The sequence below is a fragment of the Christiangramia aestuarii genome (assembly GCF_009735585.1).
Taxonomy (GTDB): Bacteria; Bacteroidota; Bacteroidia; order Flavobacteriales; family Flavobacteriaceae; genus Christiangramia; species Christiangramia aestuarii.
In genome coordinates this window covers 107,173-120,600 of the sequence record NZ_VJVW01000004.1, presented here as the reverse complement: position 1 = coordinate 120,600, position 13,428 = coordinate 107,173, and the positions used below count along the sequence as shown (strand labels likewise).

Annotated in this window: 15 protein-coding genes; 7 read left to right on the top strand and 8 right to left on the bottom strand. The window is 42.4% G+C overall.

The window, feature by feature from the left end; genetic code table 11:
* Positions 1–5: 5 nt before the first annotated feature.
* Complete coding sequence (locus tag FLP08_RS10940; protein ID WP_156276783.1) at positions 6–773, bottom strand: response regulator transcription factor; 768 nt, start codon at positions 771–773, stop codon at positions 6–8.
* Between the two features lie 206 nt (positions 774–979).
* Here FLP08_RS10940 and hemN point away from each other — a divergent pair, with 206 nt between their 5' ends.
* Genes hemN through deoD form a run of 3 tightly spaced genes read left to right on the top strand, consistent with a single transcriptional unit; the run spans position 980 to position 3,743 of the window.
* A complete protein-coding gene (gene hemN / locus FLP08_RS10935) occupies positions 980–2,344 on the top strand; it encodes an oxygen-independent coproporphyrinogen III oxidase (protein ID WP_156277182.1) in 1,365 nt (454 codons plus the stop codon).
* Positions 2,345–2,392: 48 nt separating this feature from the next.
* A complete protein-coding gene (gene deoC, locus FLP08_RS10930; protein WP_156276782.1) occupies positions 2,393–3,031 on the top strand; it encodes a deoxyribose-phosphate aldolase in 639 nt (212 codons plus the stop codon).
* A 13-nt stretch (positions 3,032–3,044) separates the two neighbouring features.
* Positions 3,045–3,743 (top strand): purine-nucleoside phosphorylase, encoded by a 699-nt coding sequence (gene deoD, locus FLP08_RS10925; RefSeq protein ID WP_156276781.1) that lies wholly within the window; start codon positions 3,045–3,047, stop codon positions 3,741–3,743.
* Here deoD and FLP08_RS10920 read toward each other — a convergent pair.
* Together FLP08_RS10920 and FLP08_RS10915 are read right to left on the bottom strand one after the other, a co-directional pair.
* Positions 3,740–4,825, bottom strand: coding sequence for a DUF6544 family protein (locus FLP08_RS10920; protein ID WP_156276780.1), 1,086 nt, complete (start codon positions 4,823–4,825; stop codon positions 3,740–3,742). The genes deoD and FLP08_RS10920 overlap by 4 nt on opposite strands.
* Before the next feature lie 30 nt (positions 4,826–4,855).
* Positions 4,856–5,689: a universal stress protein gene (locus FLP08_RS10915; RefSeq protein WP_156276779.1), complete on the bottom strand. Its 834-nt coding sequence runs from the start codon at positions 5,687–5,689 to the stop codon at positions 4,856–4,858.
* Positions 5,690–5,832: 143 nt separating this feature from the next.
* Here FLP08_RS10915 and FLP08_RS10910 point away from each other — a divergent pair, with 143 nt between their 5' ends.
* The 4 genes from FLP08_RS10910 (at position 5,833) to FLP08_RS10895 (ending at position 9,293) form a co-directional block, all read left to right on the top strand.
* Positions 5,833–6,057, top strand: coding sequence for a hypothetical protein (locus FLP08_RS10910; RefSeq protein ID WP_156276778.1), 225 nt, complete (start codon positions 5,833–5,835; stop codon positions 6,055–6,057).
* 66 nt (positions 6,058–6,123) lie between these two features.
* Positions 6,124–7,374, top strand: coding sequence for a PAS domain-containing sensor histidine kinase (locus tag FLP08_RS10905; RefSeq protein WP_156276777.1), 1,251 nt, complete (start codon positions 6,124–6,126; stop codon positions 7,372–7,374).
* A 17-nt stretch (positions 7,375–7,391) separates the two neighbouring features.
* Positions 7,392–8,435, top strand: a complete 1,044-nt coding sequence (locus FLP08_RS10900; RefSeq protein ID WP_156276776.1) for a response regulator — start codon at positions 7,392–7,394, stop codon at positions 8,433–8,435.
* 90 nt (positions 8,436–8,525) lie between these two features.
* Positions 8,526–9,293, top strand: coding sequence for a universal stress protein (locus FLP08_RS10895; RefSeq protein WP_156276775.1), 768 nt, complete (start codon positions 8,526–8,528; stop codon positions 9,291–9,293).
* An 82-nt stretch (positions 9,294–9,375) separates the two neighbouring features.
* Here FLP08_RS10895 and FLP08_RS10890 read toward each other — a convergent pair whose 3' ends face one another.
* The 5 genes from FLP08_RS10890 to FLP08_RS10870 form a co-directional block, all read right to left on the bottom strand.
* Positions 9,376–9,774: a group III truncated hemoglobin gene (locus tag FLP08_RS10890; protein ID WP_156276774.1), complete on the bottom strand. Its 399-nt coding sequence runs from the start codon at positions 9,772–9,774 to the stop codon at positions 9,376–9,378.
* A gap of 2 nt (positions 9,775–9,776) precedes the next feature.
* A complete protein-coding gene (locus tag FLP08_RS10885) occupies positions 9,777–10,058 on the bottom strand; it encodes a hypothetical protein (protein ID WP_156276773.1) in 282 nt (93 codons plus the stop codon).
* Positions 10,059–10,154: 96 nt separating this feature from the next.
* Positions 10,155–11,432 carry an acetyl-CoA hydrolase/transferase family protein gene (locus FLP08_RS10880; RefSeq protein WP_156276772.1) on the bottom strand — a complete coding sequence of 426 codons (1,278 nt, stop codon included), beginning with the start codon at positions 11,430–11,432 and terminating at the stop codon, positions 10,155–10,157.
* A gap of 51 nt (positions 11,433–11,483) precedes the next feature.
* The gene (locus tag FLP08_RS10875; protein ID WP_156276771.1) at positions 11,484–12,050 is read right to left on the bottom strand and encodes a YceI family protein; all 567 of its coding nucleotides are present in this window, start codon (positions 12,048–12,050) and stop codon (positions 11,484–11,486) included.
* A 92-nt stretch (positions 12,051–12,142) separates the two neighbouring features.
* Positions 12,143–13,417 (bottom strand): hypothetical protein, encoded by a 1,275-nt coding sequence (locus FLP08_RS10870; RefSeq protein WP_156276770.1) that lies wholly within the window; start codon positions 13,415–13,417, stop codon positions 12,143–12,145.
* Between the last annotated feature and the right edge of the window lie 11 nt (positions 13,418–13,428).

Here is a 13,428-nt window from a genome sequence, read left to right as displayed (position 1 = left end):
GGCCCTTAGTTAACCTTTTTCATATCGAAGGCATTCACATATTTAATGACTTCGGCCATAGATTTTATCTCAAGTTTCCTCTTGATATTTTTCCAGTGAGTGCGCAGGGTTTGTACAGAAATATAAAGTTCGTCTGCGGCTTCCTGCTGGCGCAGTCCGTTGGAAAATACCTGCATAACCTGTTTTTCCCTGCTGGTGAGCCTGCTGTATTTGGAAATATTAGATTTTATAAAATTATTCTCTTCCAGCAGATTTTTTAAAGACATAATGGTGTTGGTGATATCGCTGGAAGACCTTTTGATCTTGATGATGGAATTTCCTTCCTCATCCACTCCTTCAAAAAGTATCTTAACCTCTCCGTTTCCTTTAGGAAGATTTTTTTCATCATTAAGCCACTGTCTTGCTTCTTTTTCGGTTGCGAAATGAACTGGAGACAAAACAGATCTTGTCTCATTGAAGAAGCTCATAACGCTTAAATGTGCTAATACGTCCTTACCTACTACAAAAGCTACTTTCTCATTTCCGTATTCTTTACAGGGTTTGTTTGCATGCTCCTCTACCCATTGGTGCATTTCCATATTAAGGGGTAATCGAAAATTTTGCTGTAGCCAGAGGGTTTTAGTGGGTTTGTATTCCTTGTAAAATGCGGTGAATTCTATAAATTCATTTTGAAGAATTTCAAAACAAGGAGGTGACTTTTTCCAGTAACTTACAAAGCAATTATTTTCTTTCTCAAAACATACCCTGAGAAATTCGCTTTCATATATTTTCATTACGAAATTTTTTGCGACGCTATCCTAAACTATGAAAAATTCTTAAGATAGTTTCAAAAATAAGACATTTCCTATAAACCCTGCTGTTTTGCTAGGATTATATTCGGTTCAGGATTTTCATTTTATCAATCTCCCCGGAATCTGACGATAGTCATTTTTCGTTCCCAAAGGCCGGAATATTTTTGGAAGCAAATTCAGAAATAATGATGTCTTCATCTTTGATCAATAAATACAATATCCCGGGTCCCCGTTATACCAGTTACCCAAGCGTTCCTTACTGGGATAATGAAACATTTTCTTCAAAAAAATGGCAGCATTCCCTGCAGAAAAGTTTTAAACAAAGCAATTCTTCTGAAGGTATAAGCCTTTATGTTCACCTCCCGTTCTGTGAAAGCCTGTGTACTTTTTGTGGCTGCAATAAGCGGATCACCAAAAATCATAAGGTAGAACTTCCGTATTTGCGGGCGGTGCTAAAAGAATGGGAGATGTATTGCCAGCTATTACCTGAGCGCCCGGTGATAAGAGAACTACATCTTGGGGGTGGTACTCCCACCTTTTTTTCTTCTGAAAACCTGGGTCTGTTGCTTAATGGTATTTTTAGCCTGGCCAGGAAACATCATGATGCTAAAATTAGTTTTGAAGGGCATCCAAACAATACCAGCCGGCAACATCTGGAAAATCTTGCCGGCTATGGTTTTAATCGGGTAAGTTACGGGGTTCAGGATTATAACCCTGAAGTGCAGAAGGCGATCAACAGGATTCAGTCCTTTGAAAATGTAAAAAAAGCTACGGAAGAGGCCCGGGTAGCCGGCTTTAATTCCGTAGGTCATGATATCATTTTCGGTCTTCCTTTTCAAACCCGGGAACACATTATTCACACTATAGAGCGAACCTTAGAGCTAAGACCAGATAGGATCGCATTTTACAGTTATGCCCATGTGCCGTGGATAAAAGGTAACGGCCAGCGTGGGTTCAACGAAGAAGACCTGCCCGGTGCTGAAGAAAAAAGAGCCCAGTATGAAATTGGAAAGCAGATGCTGCTAGAAGCGGGTTATATCGAGATAGGGATGGACCATTTTGCCCTCAGGACCGATTCTCTTTTCCGGGCAACCGAAAATAGAACGCTGCATCGCAATTTTATGGGATATACCTCTTCCAAAACTCAGGCCATGATTGGCCTGGGAGTATCGGCAATAAGCGACAGCTGGTATGGCTTTGCCCAGAACGTGAAAGGGGTAGAGGAGTACCAGCACCTGCTGGAGAATAATATCCTCCCTGTTTACCGCGGTCATATTCTAAGCACTGAAGACCTGGTGATACGAAGACATATTCTAAACCTTATGTGTAATCTTAAAACCTCCTGGTATACCCGCAATTATTTTTTCAGGGAATTGCCAGGAGTATTAAATCAGCTAAAGGAAATGCAAAATGACGGACTAGTGGAAATAGACAGCAATTATTTAAAGATCACCACTAAAGGAAGGCCCTTCGTTAGGAATGTGTGCATGGCCTTTGACCTGAGATTGAAAAGAAATCAACCTGAAACCCAATTGTTTTCCATGACGGTTTAATTTGAAGACAGAAATCGTAAATTGAGTTTTCAAATTCAATACTTCAGGATGAAATTAAATGAATATATAGATCATACCCTGCTTAAACCCACAGCCACGGTAGAGGAAATTAAAAAGCTTTGTGAGGAAGCCATCGAGCATGAATTCTACGCGGTTTGTGTGAACAGCAGCAGGGTAGAATTAGCTGCCAAAACCCTAAAAGGTTCCCGTGTAAAATTAGCCGCGACCATAGGTTTTCCGCTGGGAGCCTCTTCCCTGGAATCTAAAATGGTCGAGGCCGATGCTGCCATCGCACAGGGTGCTTCAGAAATAGATATGGTAATGAACTTAGGCCTTTTTAAGGATGGGGAGCATAAAGCTGTGCTCACCGAAATCGCTACCATTAAAACGGCCATAGGGAATAATCTCCTGAAGGTCATTATTGAAACCTGTTACCTGAATGAAGAAGAAATAGCCGGAGCGAGCGAACTGGTCATGAAAGCAGGGGCCGACTATGTTAAGACCTCTACCGGATTTGGAACCAGGGGTGCCAGTTTAAAAGATGTGGAGATAATGAAAAAGGTTGTAAAAGGTAAAATTAAGATAAAGGCCTCCGGTGGCATACGTGATGCCGCTACCGCCCGGGAATATATAGACCTGGGAGTATCCCGAATTGGAACTTCTTCAGGAATAAAGATCATTTCATAAACCAGCTATAACTATGAGTATTCACCTGGAAGCTAAAAAAGGCGAGATCGCCGAAACTGTTCTTCTGCCCGGCGACCCGCTAAGGGCAAAATGGATCGCTGAGACCTATCTCGAAAACAGTATTTGTTATAATGATGTACGTGGGATGCTGGGTTTTACCGGGACCTACCATGGGGAAAAGGTTTCTGTACAGGGAACCGGAATGGGCATACCCTCGGCCATGATCTATTGCCACGAGCTTATCAACGAATATGGGGTAAAGAACCTTATTCGGGTTGGCAGTGCGGGAGCCTTTCAGAAAGACCTGAAACTTATGGATATCATCATCGCGATTTCGGCTTCCACGAATTCCTCCCTGAATAAAATGACCTTTAATGGCGCAGATTTCGCTCCAACGGCAAATTTCGAGCTATTGATGAAGGCGGTGGAATACGCCAGGAAGAATGAAATAGATTTCAAGGCTGGTAACGTGCTTTCTTCAGATATTTTCTATGACGAAGATCCAGATTATTATAAAAAATGGGCAGATCACGGGGTGCTGTGTGCCGAGATGGAAACGGCAGGTATCTACACGCTCGCGGCCAGGTTTGGAGTGCGGGCACTTTCTATATTAACCGTATCAGACTCCCTTGTGAACGGGGAAGAGATCTCAGCAGATATGAGAGAGCAAAAACTGGGAGAAATGGTGGAGATCGCCCTGAATTCTTTTTAGTCCTGGGCTGAAATATTGAATTTCACTTTTTTGACGTAAAATTTTCCGTACATAAAATCTTCTTCAAAATAATGCCAGATGGCCTCACCATATCCGGCTAATTTATAATCTCCAAAATTGGTGTATTCTGCCACCGGGGTAGAGAACATGAATTTCTGGTTCTTATTGATATCATACCTATCATTAGAGAAAAAATTGATCAGCTGCCCGGAATCATCTATTTCCAGCACCGCAGAAACCGAACGTGTATTATATGTAAAAATGACCCTGGCCGTATTTTCGCCCATCTCCTGCCAGGTAAAATGATCTTCGATAAGGGCGCCCGGAGCGAACAGGCAGATATCGTTGAGATAGGTGACCATGTCTGACACCAGTAACTCCTCGGTCTGTATTTTGACGATGCTAAATAGCGAAAATGGCTTGATGTTCATACTGGCCGTATGCCCGTCGTACCTGTGATATCCTTTGGTGGGAATGCCCTTAAAGATCGCTTTCATAAAAAAATACCTCGCCGGTTTTCTTACAGTATTCAGTTGTTCAGCCCTGAAATTGAACCAGCTCTTGCCTTTTTCGCGCATTTCTCCTTTAAACCTTATCTGTACGTTCTCTATCCTGGGTCTTCCCACGAATCCTGAATAATGCAGGTATTTTTGAACAATGCCGGGAAGATGCTCGATATCCTTCCTGGAAATAAGCCTTTGCTTGCCCGGGTTTTCCCGAATGGCCGCTATCTTGTCCTTCTTGAACGAATTTTCAAAATTCCAGCTGAAGATCGAAAAAATGACCACCAGGAAGATCACGAAATTCACTATACTTCCGGTGGCAGCTTCATTCCAGTTGAGGATGATCAAAACCTGGGAGGTAATAAGCATCGGGATACCCAGGATGATCCAGGCAGGTTTCCGCAGGATAAAAAGAAAAATGATAATTAGAAGCAGAGTGGAAACGATAAGCCAGAGAATTCCCTGTTCACTAGAAATATTAAGACTTTCCGGTCCCGTGATCCATTCTTTTGAAATGGCAAATCCCAGCAGATGTATGAGTAAATGCAACAAAAGCAATATTGCGAAGAGTATCCTCATTACGAGCTGGGTTTGTTTATGTTCTAGTGCCTAGATCTTGAAAGTGACCACGGGAATACTGGCGTGGTTGGCGATGTCTTCGCCCATGCTGCCCAGGAAGAAATGGCCTACTCCCTTGCGGCCGTGAGTGGGAATGGCGATAGCATCCACCCCGGCTTCACCGCAGTACTCGAAAATCCCTTTCTCGGCAGTATAATCATTATAAAGAACGATATTGTCCTTGAACTTTTTATTGTCCATACCTACATCTACCAGGAAATTATAGGCCTTGAGTTTCATCTCGCGGGTACTCATGAATTTTTCAGGGATGTTGATATAAAGTACCTCAGGTTCTACCCCGAATAATTTGAAGAACTCCCTGGCCCGGATGAAGGCATTAAGAGTGTCCAGCTCAAAATCGGTTACGAATACAGCTTTATCTATCTTAAAATCATGTATTCTTTCCTTAATTACCAGCACGGGGATATCAGCGGTGCGAACAACTTTTTCTGTATTTGAACCCACGAAAACCTCCTTAACGCCAGAGGCACCGGTTGAACCCATTACGATGAGTTCTGCCTCATATTCATTTGCAACTTCGTTGATCTCTGAAAAGACCGTATGGGTTTTCACTGCCTGGGTCACATCTATTCCCTCGAGGTAATCCTTGTCCAGCATCTTTTCGAACTTCTGCCTGGTGATCTTCATAAAATAGATGGCATTGAAAACTTCCTGTTTCTCGTCCTTGGTGAGGAAAGAATCGGGAATCCCCATCATGTGGAGAACCACGATTTCGGCATCTTGTTTTTTAGCGATACTTGCCGCTACTTCCAGGGCATATTCAGACTGTTCTGAAAAATCTACGGGAACGAGAATAGTTTTCATGACGTAAGGATTTATTAATCAAATCTATTTATTCCTTCTCCAGAAAAATATGACCGCAGTCATTATTTTATGGATATTACAAGAATATTTAGCGTTAAGTTAAGAGTGGTTGATACTGGAATTCAGTAAATTATAAATAAAAAATGAAAATAACAGGAATAGGGCTGCTGTTTTTTACCACATTTATCCTGGTGCTGCTTACCATCTTCGCCGCGCTGGACTTTCCGTTTGGATTTCTTTTTTATCTGATGTGTTTTGGCCAGCTTTTTTTACTGATCACTGTTTATAAAATTCTCACCGATAAATATTCCACAGAAAAGACCTTCGATGATCTTTACGAGGATTATTCTCCCAATTCTGAAGACTAAATGTTTAAGATTCCTTAGCTTTTTAAAAAAAGATTTTACCTTTAGGAACCATTAAACATTACTTAGTTGCAGGATAATTTTCTTGAAAATAAAAATTTCTTCGATCTGCTATTCCAGTCGGCGTCTGAAGGGATCATCGTGGTGAATTCCAAACAGATCGTAGTGGTGGCCAATGCGGCGTCCGAAGAAATGTTCGGATACGAAAAGGGAGAACTCGATAACAGGCACCTGGATTTGCTTATCCCGAAAAAGTACCATCACAGCCATCACGGCCACTTTAACAAATTCCTGGAGCATAGCGAAAAGCGGCAAATGGGCCACGGGCGTGACCTGCATGGGGTAAAGAAAGATGGTACCTTGTTCCCGGTTGAAGCCGGTTTGAACCCATTTAGTATAGATGGAGAAGATTACGTGATGTCGCTCGTTATAGACATCAGCGTTAGAAAAGAGGCTCAAAGGCAGATAAAGGAACTAAATTCTGAACTCGAAGAAAAGATAAAGCTTAGAACCAGTGAACTTCAGGAAAGTGTCGAAAACCTGAAGCATCTAAACCTCGAACTGGAAGAGGAGATCACTCGCAGGAAAGAGGCTGAAAGAAAGATCAAGGATGCCCTGCAGAAAGAGAAGGAGCTAAGTGAACTAAAGACAAAGTTCCTTTCCCTAGTTTCTCATGAATTCAAGACTCCGCTTAGCGGTATACTCACTTCGGCTACCCTTGCCGAGAAATACACCAGGGAAGAGCAGCAGGAGAAAAGGGAAAAGCACCTGGTAACCATTAGGAACAAAGTACATTATCTTAATAATATCCTGAATGATTTCCTTTCTATAGAAAGACTGGATAGTGGCCGAGGTCAGTATAAATTCTCAAATTTCGGACTGAAACGGCTTATCAACGAGGTGGTCTATAATGCCAATATCACATTAAAGGATGGGCAGGAGATCATCTATCCCAGGGATGTGGAAGATGTTGAGTTGTTTATGGACGAGAAGATCCTGGAACTTATTCTATCAAATTTACTAGGGAACGCCATCAAGTATTCGCCTGAAAATACCCTCATTAAATTCAGGCTTGAACTTGACGGAGAATTTATTTATTTTGAAGTGGAAGACCAGGGAAGGGGAATTCCCGAAAAAGACCAGAAACATATCTTCGAGAGATATTTCAGGGCAGAGAATGCCTTGCTGGACCAGGGAACCGGAATTGGGTTGAACATTGCGAAAACCCACCTGGAAAACCTGGGTGGTTCCATTTCTTTCGAAAGTGAAGAGCACAAAGGCACCACCTTCAGGGTTAAGGTTCCCATGAATAAATCTTAAAGAATTACACTGCTTTTATGAAGAAATTATTGCTAATAGAAGACGATGCAACGGTAAGGGAGAACACGGCAGAACTGTTGGAACTTTCCAATTACGAGGTGATCACTGCCAGGAACGGTAAACTGGGTATAGAAAAGGCCAAACAGGAGGTGCCAGATATCATCGTGTGCGATATCATGATGCCAGAGACCGATGGGTACGGGGTTTTAGAGGTTTTGGGCAAGGATCCTGAAACCCTTAATATTCCCTTCATCTTTCTTTCAGCAAAAACAGAGCATAAGGATATCAGGAAGGGAATGGACCTGGGTGCAGATGATTATCTTACCAAGCCTTTTGAGGAAGACGAGCTTTTAAGCGCGATCGAAAGCAGGCTGGCAAAAATGGAGATTCTTAAGTCTTACCGTAAGGAAGAGCCAGCGCCAAAAAAGGATGAAAAGCTTAAAGATCTGGACGATCTAAGGAAAATATTCGCCCGGCATGAACTGCTATATTTCAAAAAAGGGGATACCATTTATGAAAAAGGCAAGCACGCCAATTTCTTCTACCTGGTAAAAAGAGGCGTGGTCAAGGCCCATAGGATGGATAACCAGGGGAAAGAGCTTATCACAGAACTATATAAGGAAGAAGACTTTTTTGGAAACCATGCCAACGACCCGCATTCGTCCTACGACGATTATGCTACGGCAATGGAAGATTCCCAGTTATACGCCGTTTCCAGGGAAGAATTCCAGAAGATCCTGGCCGGAAATCCCAGGATCACCATGCAGCTGGTAGAAGTACTTAACAATAACCTTTCTGAACTCAAGCAGCAGCTGATGGATATGGCCTACGGCTCGGTTCGGAAAAAGACAGCCAATACCATCCTTCTATTTGCCGAAAGGATCAAGAAACATCCCCTTAAAAGCATCAGGATCTCCCGGGCAGACCTTGCCGGAGTAGCGGGAATGGCCCCGGAAAGTCTCATCAGGACACTTTCTGAATTCAAAAAGGAAGGCCTTATCGAGATCGAAGGGCGAAATATAAAACTCATGGATTCTGAAGCCCTTAAAATGGTAAAATAACGGGGTATTTCAATTAATCTTTAAGAACTGACTTTCATCATTTTTTCAGAGGTATTCTTCGCCTAATTTCGTGGTATTAAGTGATGATCCATGAACGTTTTAATTCTGACAGATTTTTCGGAGACTTCTGAGAACGCAGGTAAATACGCCGCTGATTTTTTACAAAAAACATCAGCGAATTTTTATTTACTGAACATTCAGACGTTTGATTTTAACAGGTCGGCCAGTAATGTTTTACAGAATGAGGTGGTTTCCACCTTAGGCCAGCTTCAGTTAGATGCGAAAAAACTGAAGAAATATTCTGCTAACAAGGAGCATAAGTTCAACACCATTTTATCTTCAGAAAATCTCATTAGTGCCGTAAGAAAGGCGCTGGTAGAAAAAAAGATCGACCTCATCTTTATCGGGGCGGCCAGCCAGGACGAGCATACCCATCCCATTCTGGGTGACCATGCTTATGACGTGGTGAGAAAGATAAAATGCAATATCATTGCCGTGCCTGCGGGCTGCAAATATGAGACCCCAAAAAAGGCGGTTTTCCCTGTAGATCGTTCCATACTTTCCCTAACCGAGCAGAAAAAGGTTTTTGATGAGCTTAATTACCTAGACAAATCAGATTTTACCCTGCTCGAGATCAAGGATGGTGATGTGGAATATCCTGAAAATTCAAGCGGGCTTATGCCATTTAAAACGCCGGTGGCTTTTACCAAAAAGCTATTCGTGGATATACAGAAGGAATTCGATATCATCTTTATCCTGGGTAAGAACCTTAGTATCTGCGACCGGTTGCTTCATAATGAGCACGGTTTTTCTGCCAATATGGATATACAGATTCCGATCTTTGTCTATCACAGGTAAATTTGAAGTAAAGTAAAATAGTTGAAATGCAAAATGCCTCTAAAGGGCATTTTTTATTTTGGAGCTGAGTGAAAGGGGAGAATTAATTTGATGTAGCCGATTTACGCGCCTGATAAATTCTCAGGAATAGGTGGGTAGACATCTTGCGGGCGTTATGCTTCAGCCGGTCGGCCATTTCACCCTGGAAGAGTTCGTCTATGGTCTGGAACCAGTAATTAAGCCAGATGCCAAAATGATATTCAGAAATGGAATTCTGGTGCTCCATATCTACTTTTATATGGGCACGGGCAGGATTACCCAGGTAAGTACCGGTAAAGAAAAGGTTACTTTCCCAAAAATCGGTGAGCTTTTCGAAATGCTCCTCCCAGTTATGGATAGTATCGTTGAAAAAGTAACCTATTTTTCTGTCTTTTCTGATCTTGCTGTAAAAACTTACTACAAGTCTTTTGATATCGGCTCTTTCCTTAAGGTCTACCAGCATATCTATAAAATATTAAGCAGGATAAAAGTAGTGCTTACGGCAAGGCTCAGGATTAGTGAATTGAATACAAATTTAGGTTTTAACTGGGCAAGTACAGAGGCATTGAACCACATACATACTACCACGATAATCCCAAGCTGTATCATGTCTATTAATCCATGACCGTTCATAAGAACCAGCATGGCGGCAATAGAGCCCATACAGCTGGAAACAATGATACCAGTTGAAGCTCCTGCGTAAAAATCACGGGTGAATTCTGAAAGTTGTTTTTGATAGAAATTCATCTTTTTAGGTTTTTTGATTACCCTTCAAAATTAGGCTAGTAAGCCATTTTAAAATATGATGAATCTCAGCTTTCAGTCCTTTTAAGAACAGCCTTTTTAGACATTCAGTCGTTCAAAAGCCTGTCTGGAAAGTTCTTCCCGGTGATCTGGATGAGAAATGGAGATAAGCGCCTCAGCACGCTGTTTCAAATTCTTTCCGAAGAGATTGACCACACCATATTCTGTAGCGATATAATGTACGTGCGCCCTGGTAGTGGTCACCCCGGCACCTTCTTTCAGGTAAGGAACTATCTTGGAAACGCCATTTTTGGTTACCGAAGGCATGGCGATAATCGCCTTTCCGCCTTCTGAAAGGGAGGCACCACGAATAAAGTCCATTTGTCCACCAACCCCGGAATACTGGATCTTGCCAATGGTATCTGCACAAACCTGGCCGGTAAGATCTATCTCGATAGCAGAGTTGATCGCGGTCACCTTTGGGTTCTTTCTTATGATCGCCGTATCGTTGGTATAGGCAGCTTCCTTGAAATGCACCAGGGGATTGTCATCTACAAAATCGTATAATTTGGGCGAGCCAACCGCGAAACAGGTAACCAGTTTTCCCGTTTTTATCTCCTTCTCTTCGCCGGTGATCACTCCTTTTTCTACTAGGGGCAGGATCCCGTCAGAGAACATTTCGGTGTGTATGCCCAGCCGTTTATGGTTCATCAGGTTGTTGAGGACCACGTTTGGAATTCCCCCAATCCCCATCTGCAGGGTGGCACCGTCTTCAACCAGTCCGGCTACATGTTGGCCTATATGGGTTTCGATTTCGGTGGGTTCTTTAAGATGGGACGTAAAAATGGGTAGATCTACTTCTATGGCAGCATCTATCTTACTTATATGGATCACCCCGTCGCCGTGAGTTCTGGGTACCTGTGGATTCACCTGGGCGATCACCAATTTGGCATTTTGTATGGCCGGCAGGGTAATATCTACTGAAACTCCCAGGGAACAATAGCCGTGTTTGTCTGGCGGGGAAACCTGGATAAAGGCCACATCAAGAGGCAGGATATTCTTCCTGAAAAGTACATGTATCTCGCTTAAAAAAATCGGGATATAGGCCCCGAAATTGGAGTTTACCGCGCTCCTTACATTACTTCCAACGAAACAGGTGTTAATGCTAAAACTATCATGATATGGAGGCTGGCTATACAGAGCATTTCCTTCGGTATGGATCTCAATGATCTCTACGTTTTTAAGTTCCCTGTATCTTTCACAAAGAGCATCGATAAGCACATTGGGCGTCATGGCCGCTCCCTGTATAAAAACTCTTTGGTTAGATCTAACCTTGCTTACAGCCTCATGAGCTGAAACGATATTTAAATTTTTCATAGAATTTTTTGATTGGATTTTCCTTTATAAAACAGGGGAGACAACACAGTCTTATTTTTGATTCAGCTTAAGGTCAAAGATCACCTCAATGATCTCATCAACCTCGATAAGCCCGAGCGCTTTTTTAGGAGGTTCCAGGCCAAAATCACGAATGTTCATTTTGAATTTTCCCTTGAAATGATCTTTAGAAACCAAAACGGGCAGGTCGTAATCCCTGGTTTTTCCGGCAAGCTCCACCTTCAGGTAAGCTTTATTAAAATCTCCATGGAAAAGTTCAATTTTTTCAATCCTGATCCTTATTTCAGGATAACTTTCAGACATAAGCAAGTCCTGGAAATCTGAATTCATTCGTTTATTTCCACAATCAAAGCCATCGGTTCTAAGGGGAAGGATGAGGTCATTAAATATGAGAAATTTGTCTTCCCGGTTGAACTGTATTTTGTTCCAGTCGCAAATAAGATCCATATCGAATTTGCAATTGAAAGTATTTACATTGGTGCTCCCGGCAATGATAAGTTCACTCTCCGGAAGTATCCTGATTTCCATTTTTTCAAGATCTTTCTGGCTAAGGCCGGCAAGACCTGTGAGTAAAAAGATAATGGTGATTAAGCTTTTCATGATCAAGATATTTTGAGATAGTCAGAAAATATTTCGGGTAGCAAAGCTTAAATCTGAATTTAAGAAAGCTACCCGAAACTGCTATTCAAATTTTAGAAACTAATCGCTGCTTCCAGCATAAGGCCATCAAATTTAGCTTCGTGATGGTAATCGGTTGACGGATATCCGTTGTAGTTTTGATTTACGTACTCTACCTTCATTAGAATGTTCCTGGTCATATACCATCCGGCAGCAAGTTGAAAACGATCTACATCTATGTCTTCACCGGTTTCAAGGTCCCCATTTACGGTGTTGTAACGAGCACCGATGTGGAAGTCATCATCATTCCCAAACCTGTACAGTAACTCGCCAGAGAACTGGTTATAGGTTCTGGTGTTAGACTCGTCTGAATCCTTACCTGTAACTGTTTCAATGATACCAAAGAACTCAAGTCCACCATACTTTAGGAAGGGGTTGATCATGAAAGAGGTCATTTCGTTTTGGAAATCTGGTACAACCATACCACCTCTAAATCCGTCACTGTTACCCTCACGGCCTTCTTCGCTAATTACAGAGTAGTAACGAGATCCTGCACGGTCACCACGGTATAGGTATACTCCCCTGGCAGCGTTGTGGGCACTGTGGAATACAGAACCGGTTAATCTGAATCTCAATCCTTCCTCAGCCTGGTTGTCATATCCAAGTTTACCAAGGAAAGACGGGCTGGTTTGGTCCTTATCGGTTACGTTCTGGTTCAATTTACCATTGGTGAAACCTACCATTCCTAACCAGGGACCGTTGAAGTAGTATACTTCTGCACCAACTTCGGTGGTGAATGCGTCCATTACATAGTTACCAACAAATGGGTTATAAATGGCCTGGGCGTTATCGGTTCTTCTAAAGTGACCATCTCCATAGTTGTTCTCCATATGACCAATTTTGATCCTTAGGTGGTCCATAAGCCCTTCAGCAAAACCTTCCTTAATAAAGTCGAGTTTGTCTATCTGGATATATCCACCCTTTACATAGGCCTCGGTGTGGTGCTGAGAAGAAAGGTAAGTTCTTAAGTGCATTCTAACTCCATCATAAAGTGCCACGTCAAGGTCAAGGTTGGCAGTTGCCAGGTTAAAGTTGCTTCCAAGTTCCTGTAATGGTACTGGACCTTCACCTTCCTGGGTTAAGGCTTGGAATTGCAGGGTAGAAGCACCGCCCACTCTTACATGCAGTCCCTCAAAAGTAGAGACCGTATCTTTAGGAGCTTCAAACTGGTTAATTCCTCTTTGATCACGATAACGGAAGTTATCAAGGTCACGTTGAGTCTGCGCCATGGCCGGTAATGCAAGCAGGGCCATTAGCAGGGTTGCGAATATTTTGGTAGTAGTTTTCATTTTATTGTTAT

Bases quoted from the DNA above. Each gene is read 5' to 3' on its own strand.
- FLP08_RS10880 (WP_156276772.1), bottom strand. From the start codon at position 11,432: ATGAAAAATTTAAATATCGTTTCAGCTCATGAGGCTGTAAGCAAGGTT.
- hemN (WP_156277182.1), top strand. From the start codon at position 980: ATGTCTTCATCTTTGATCAATAAATACAATATCCCGGGTCCCCGTTAT.
- FLP08_RS10920 (WP_156276780.1), bottom strand. From the start codon at position 4,825: ATGAGGATACTCTTCGCAATATTGCTTTTGTTGCATTTACTCATACAT.
- FLP08_RS10875 (WP_156276771.1), bottom strand. From the start codon at position 12,050: ATGAAAAGCTTAATCACCATTATCTTTTTACTCACAGGTCTTGCCGGC.
- FLP08_RS10900 (WP_156276776.1), top strand. From the start codon at position 7,392: ATGAAGAAATTATTGCTAATAGAAGACGATGCAACGGTAAGGGAGAAC.
- FLP08_RS10910 (WP_156276778.1), top strand. From the start codon at position 5,833: ATGAAAATAACAGGAATAGGGCTGCTGTTTTTTACCACATTTATCCTG.
- deoC (WP_156276782.1), top strand. From the start codon at position 2,393: ATGAAATTAAATGAATATATAGATCATACCCTGCTTAAACCCACAGCC.
- deoD (WP_156276781.1), top strand. From the start codon at position 3,045: ATGAGTATTCACCTGGAAGCTAAAAAAGGCGAGATCGCCGAAACTGTT.
- FLP08_RS10915 (WP_156276779.1), bottom strand. From the start codon at position 5,689: ATGAAAACTATTCTCGTTCCCGTAGATTTTTCAGAACAGTCTGAATAT.
- FLP08_RS10870 (WP_156276770.1), bottom strand. From the start codon at position 13,417: ATGAAAACTACTACCAAAATATTCGCAACCCTGCTAATGGCCCTGCTT.
- FLP08_RS10890 (WP_156276774.1), bottom strand. From the start codon at position 9,774: ATGCTGGTAGACCTTAAGGAAAGAGCCGATATCAAAAGACTTGTAGTA.
- FLP08_RS10885 (WP_156276773.1), bottom strand. From the start codon at position 10,058: ATGAATTTCTATCAAAAACAACTTTCAGAATTCACCCGTGATTTTTAC.
- FLP08_RS10895 (WP_156276775.1), top strand. From the start codon at position 8,526: ATGAACGTTTTAATTCTGACAGATTTTTCGGAGACTTCTGAGAACGCA.
- FLP08_RS10940 (WP_156276783.1), bottom strand. From the start codon at position 773: ATGAAAATATATGAAAGCGAATTTCTCAGGGTATGTTTTGAGAAAGAA.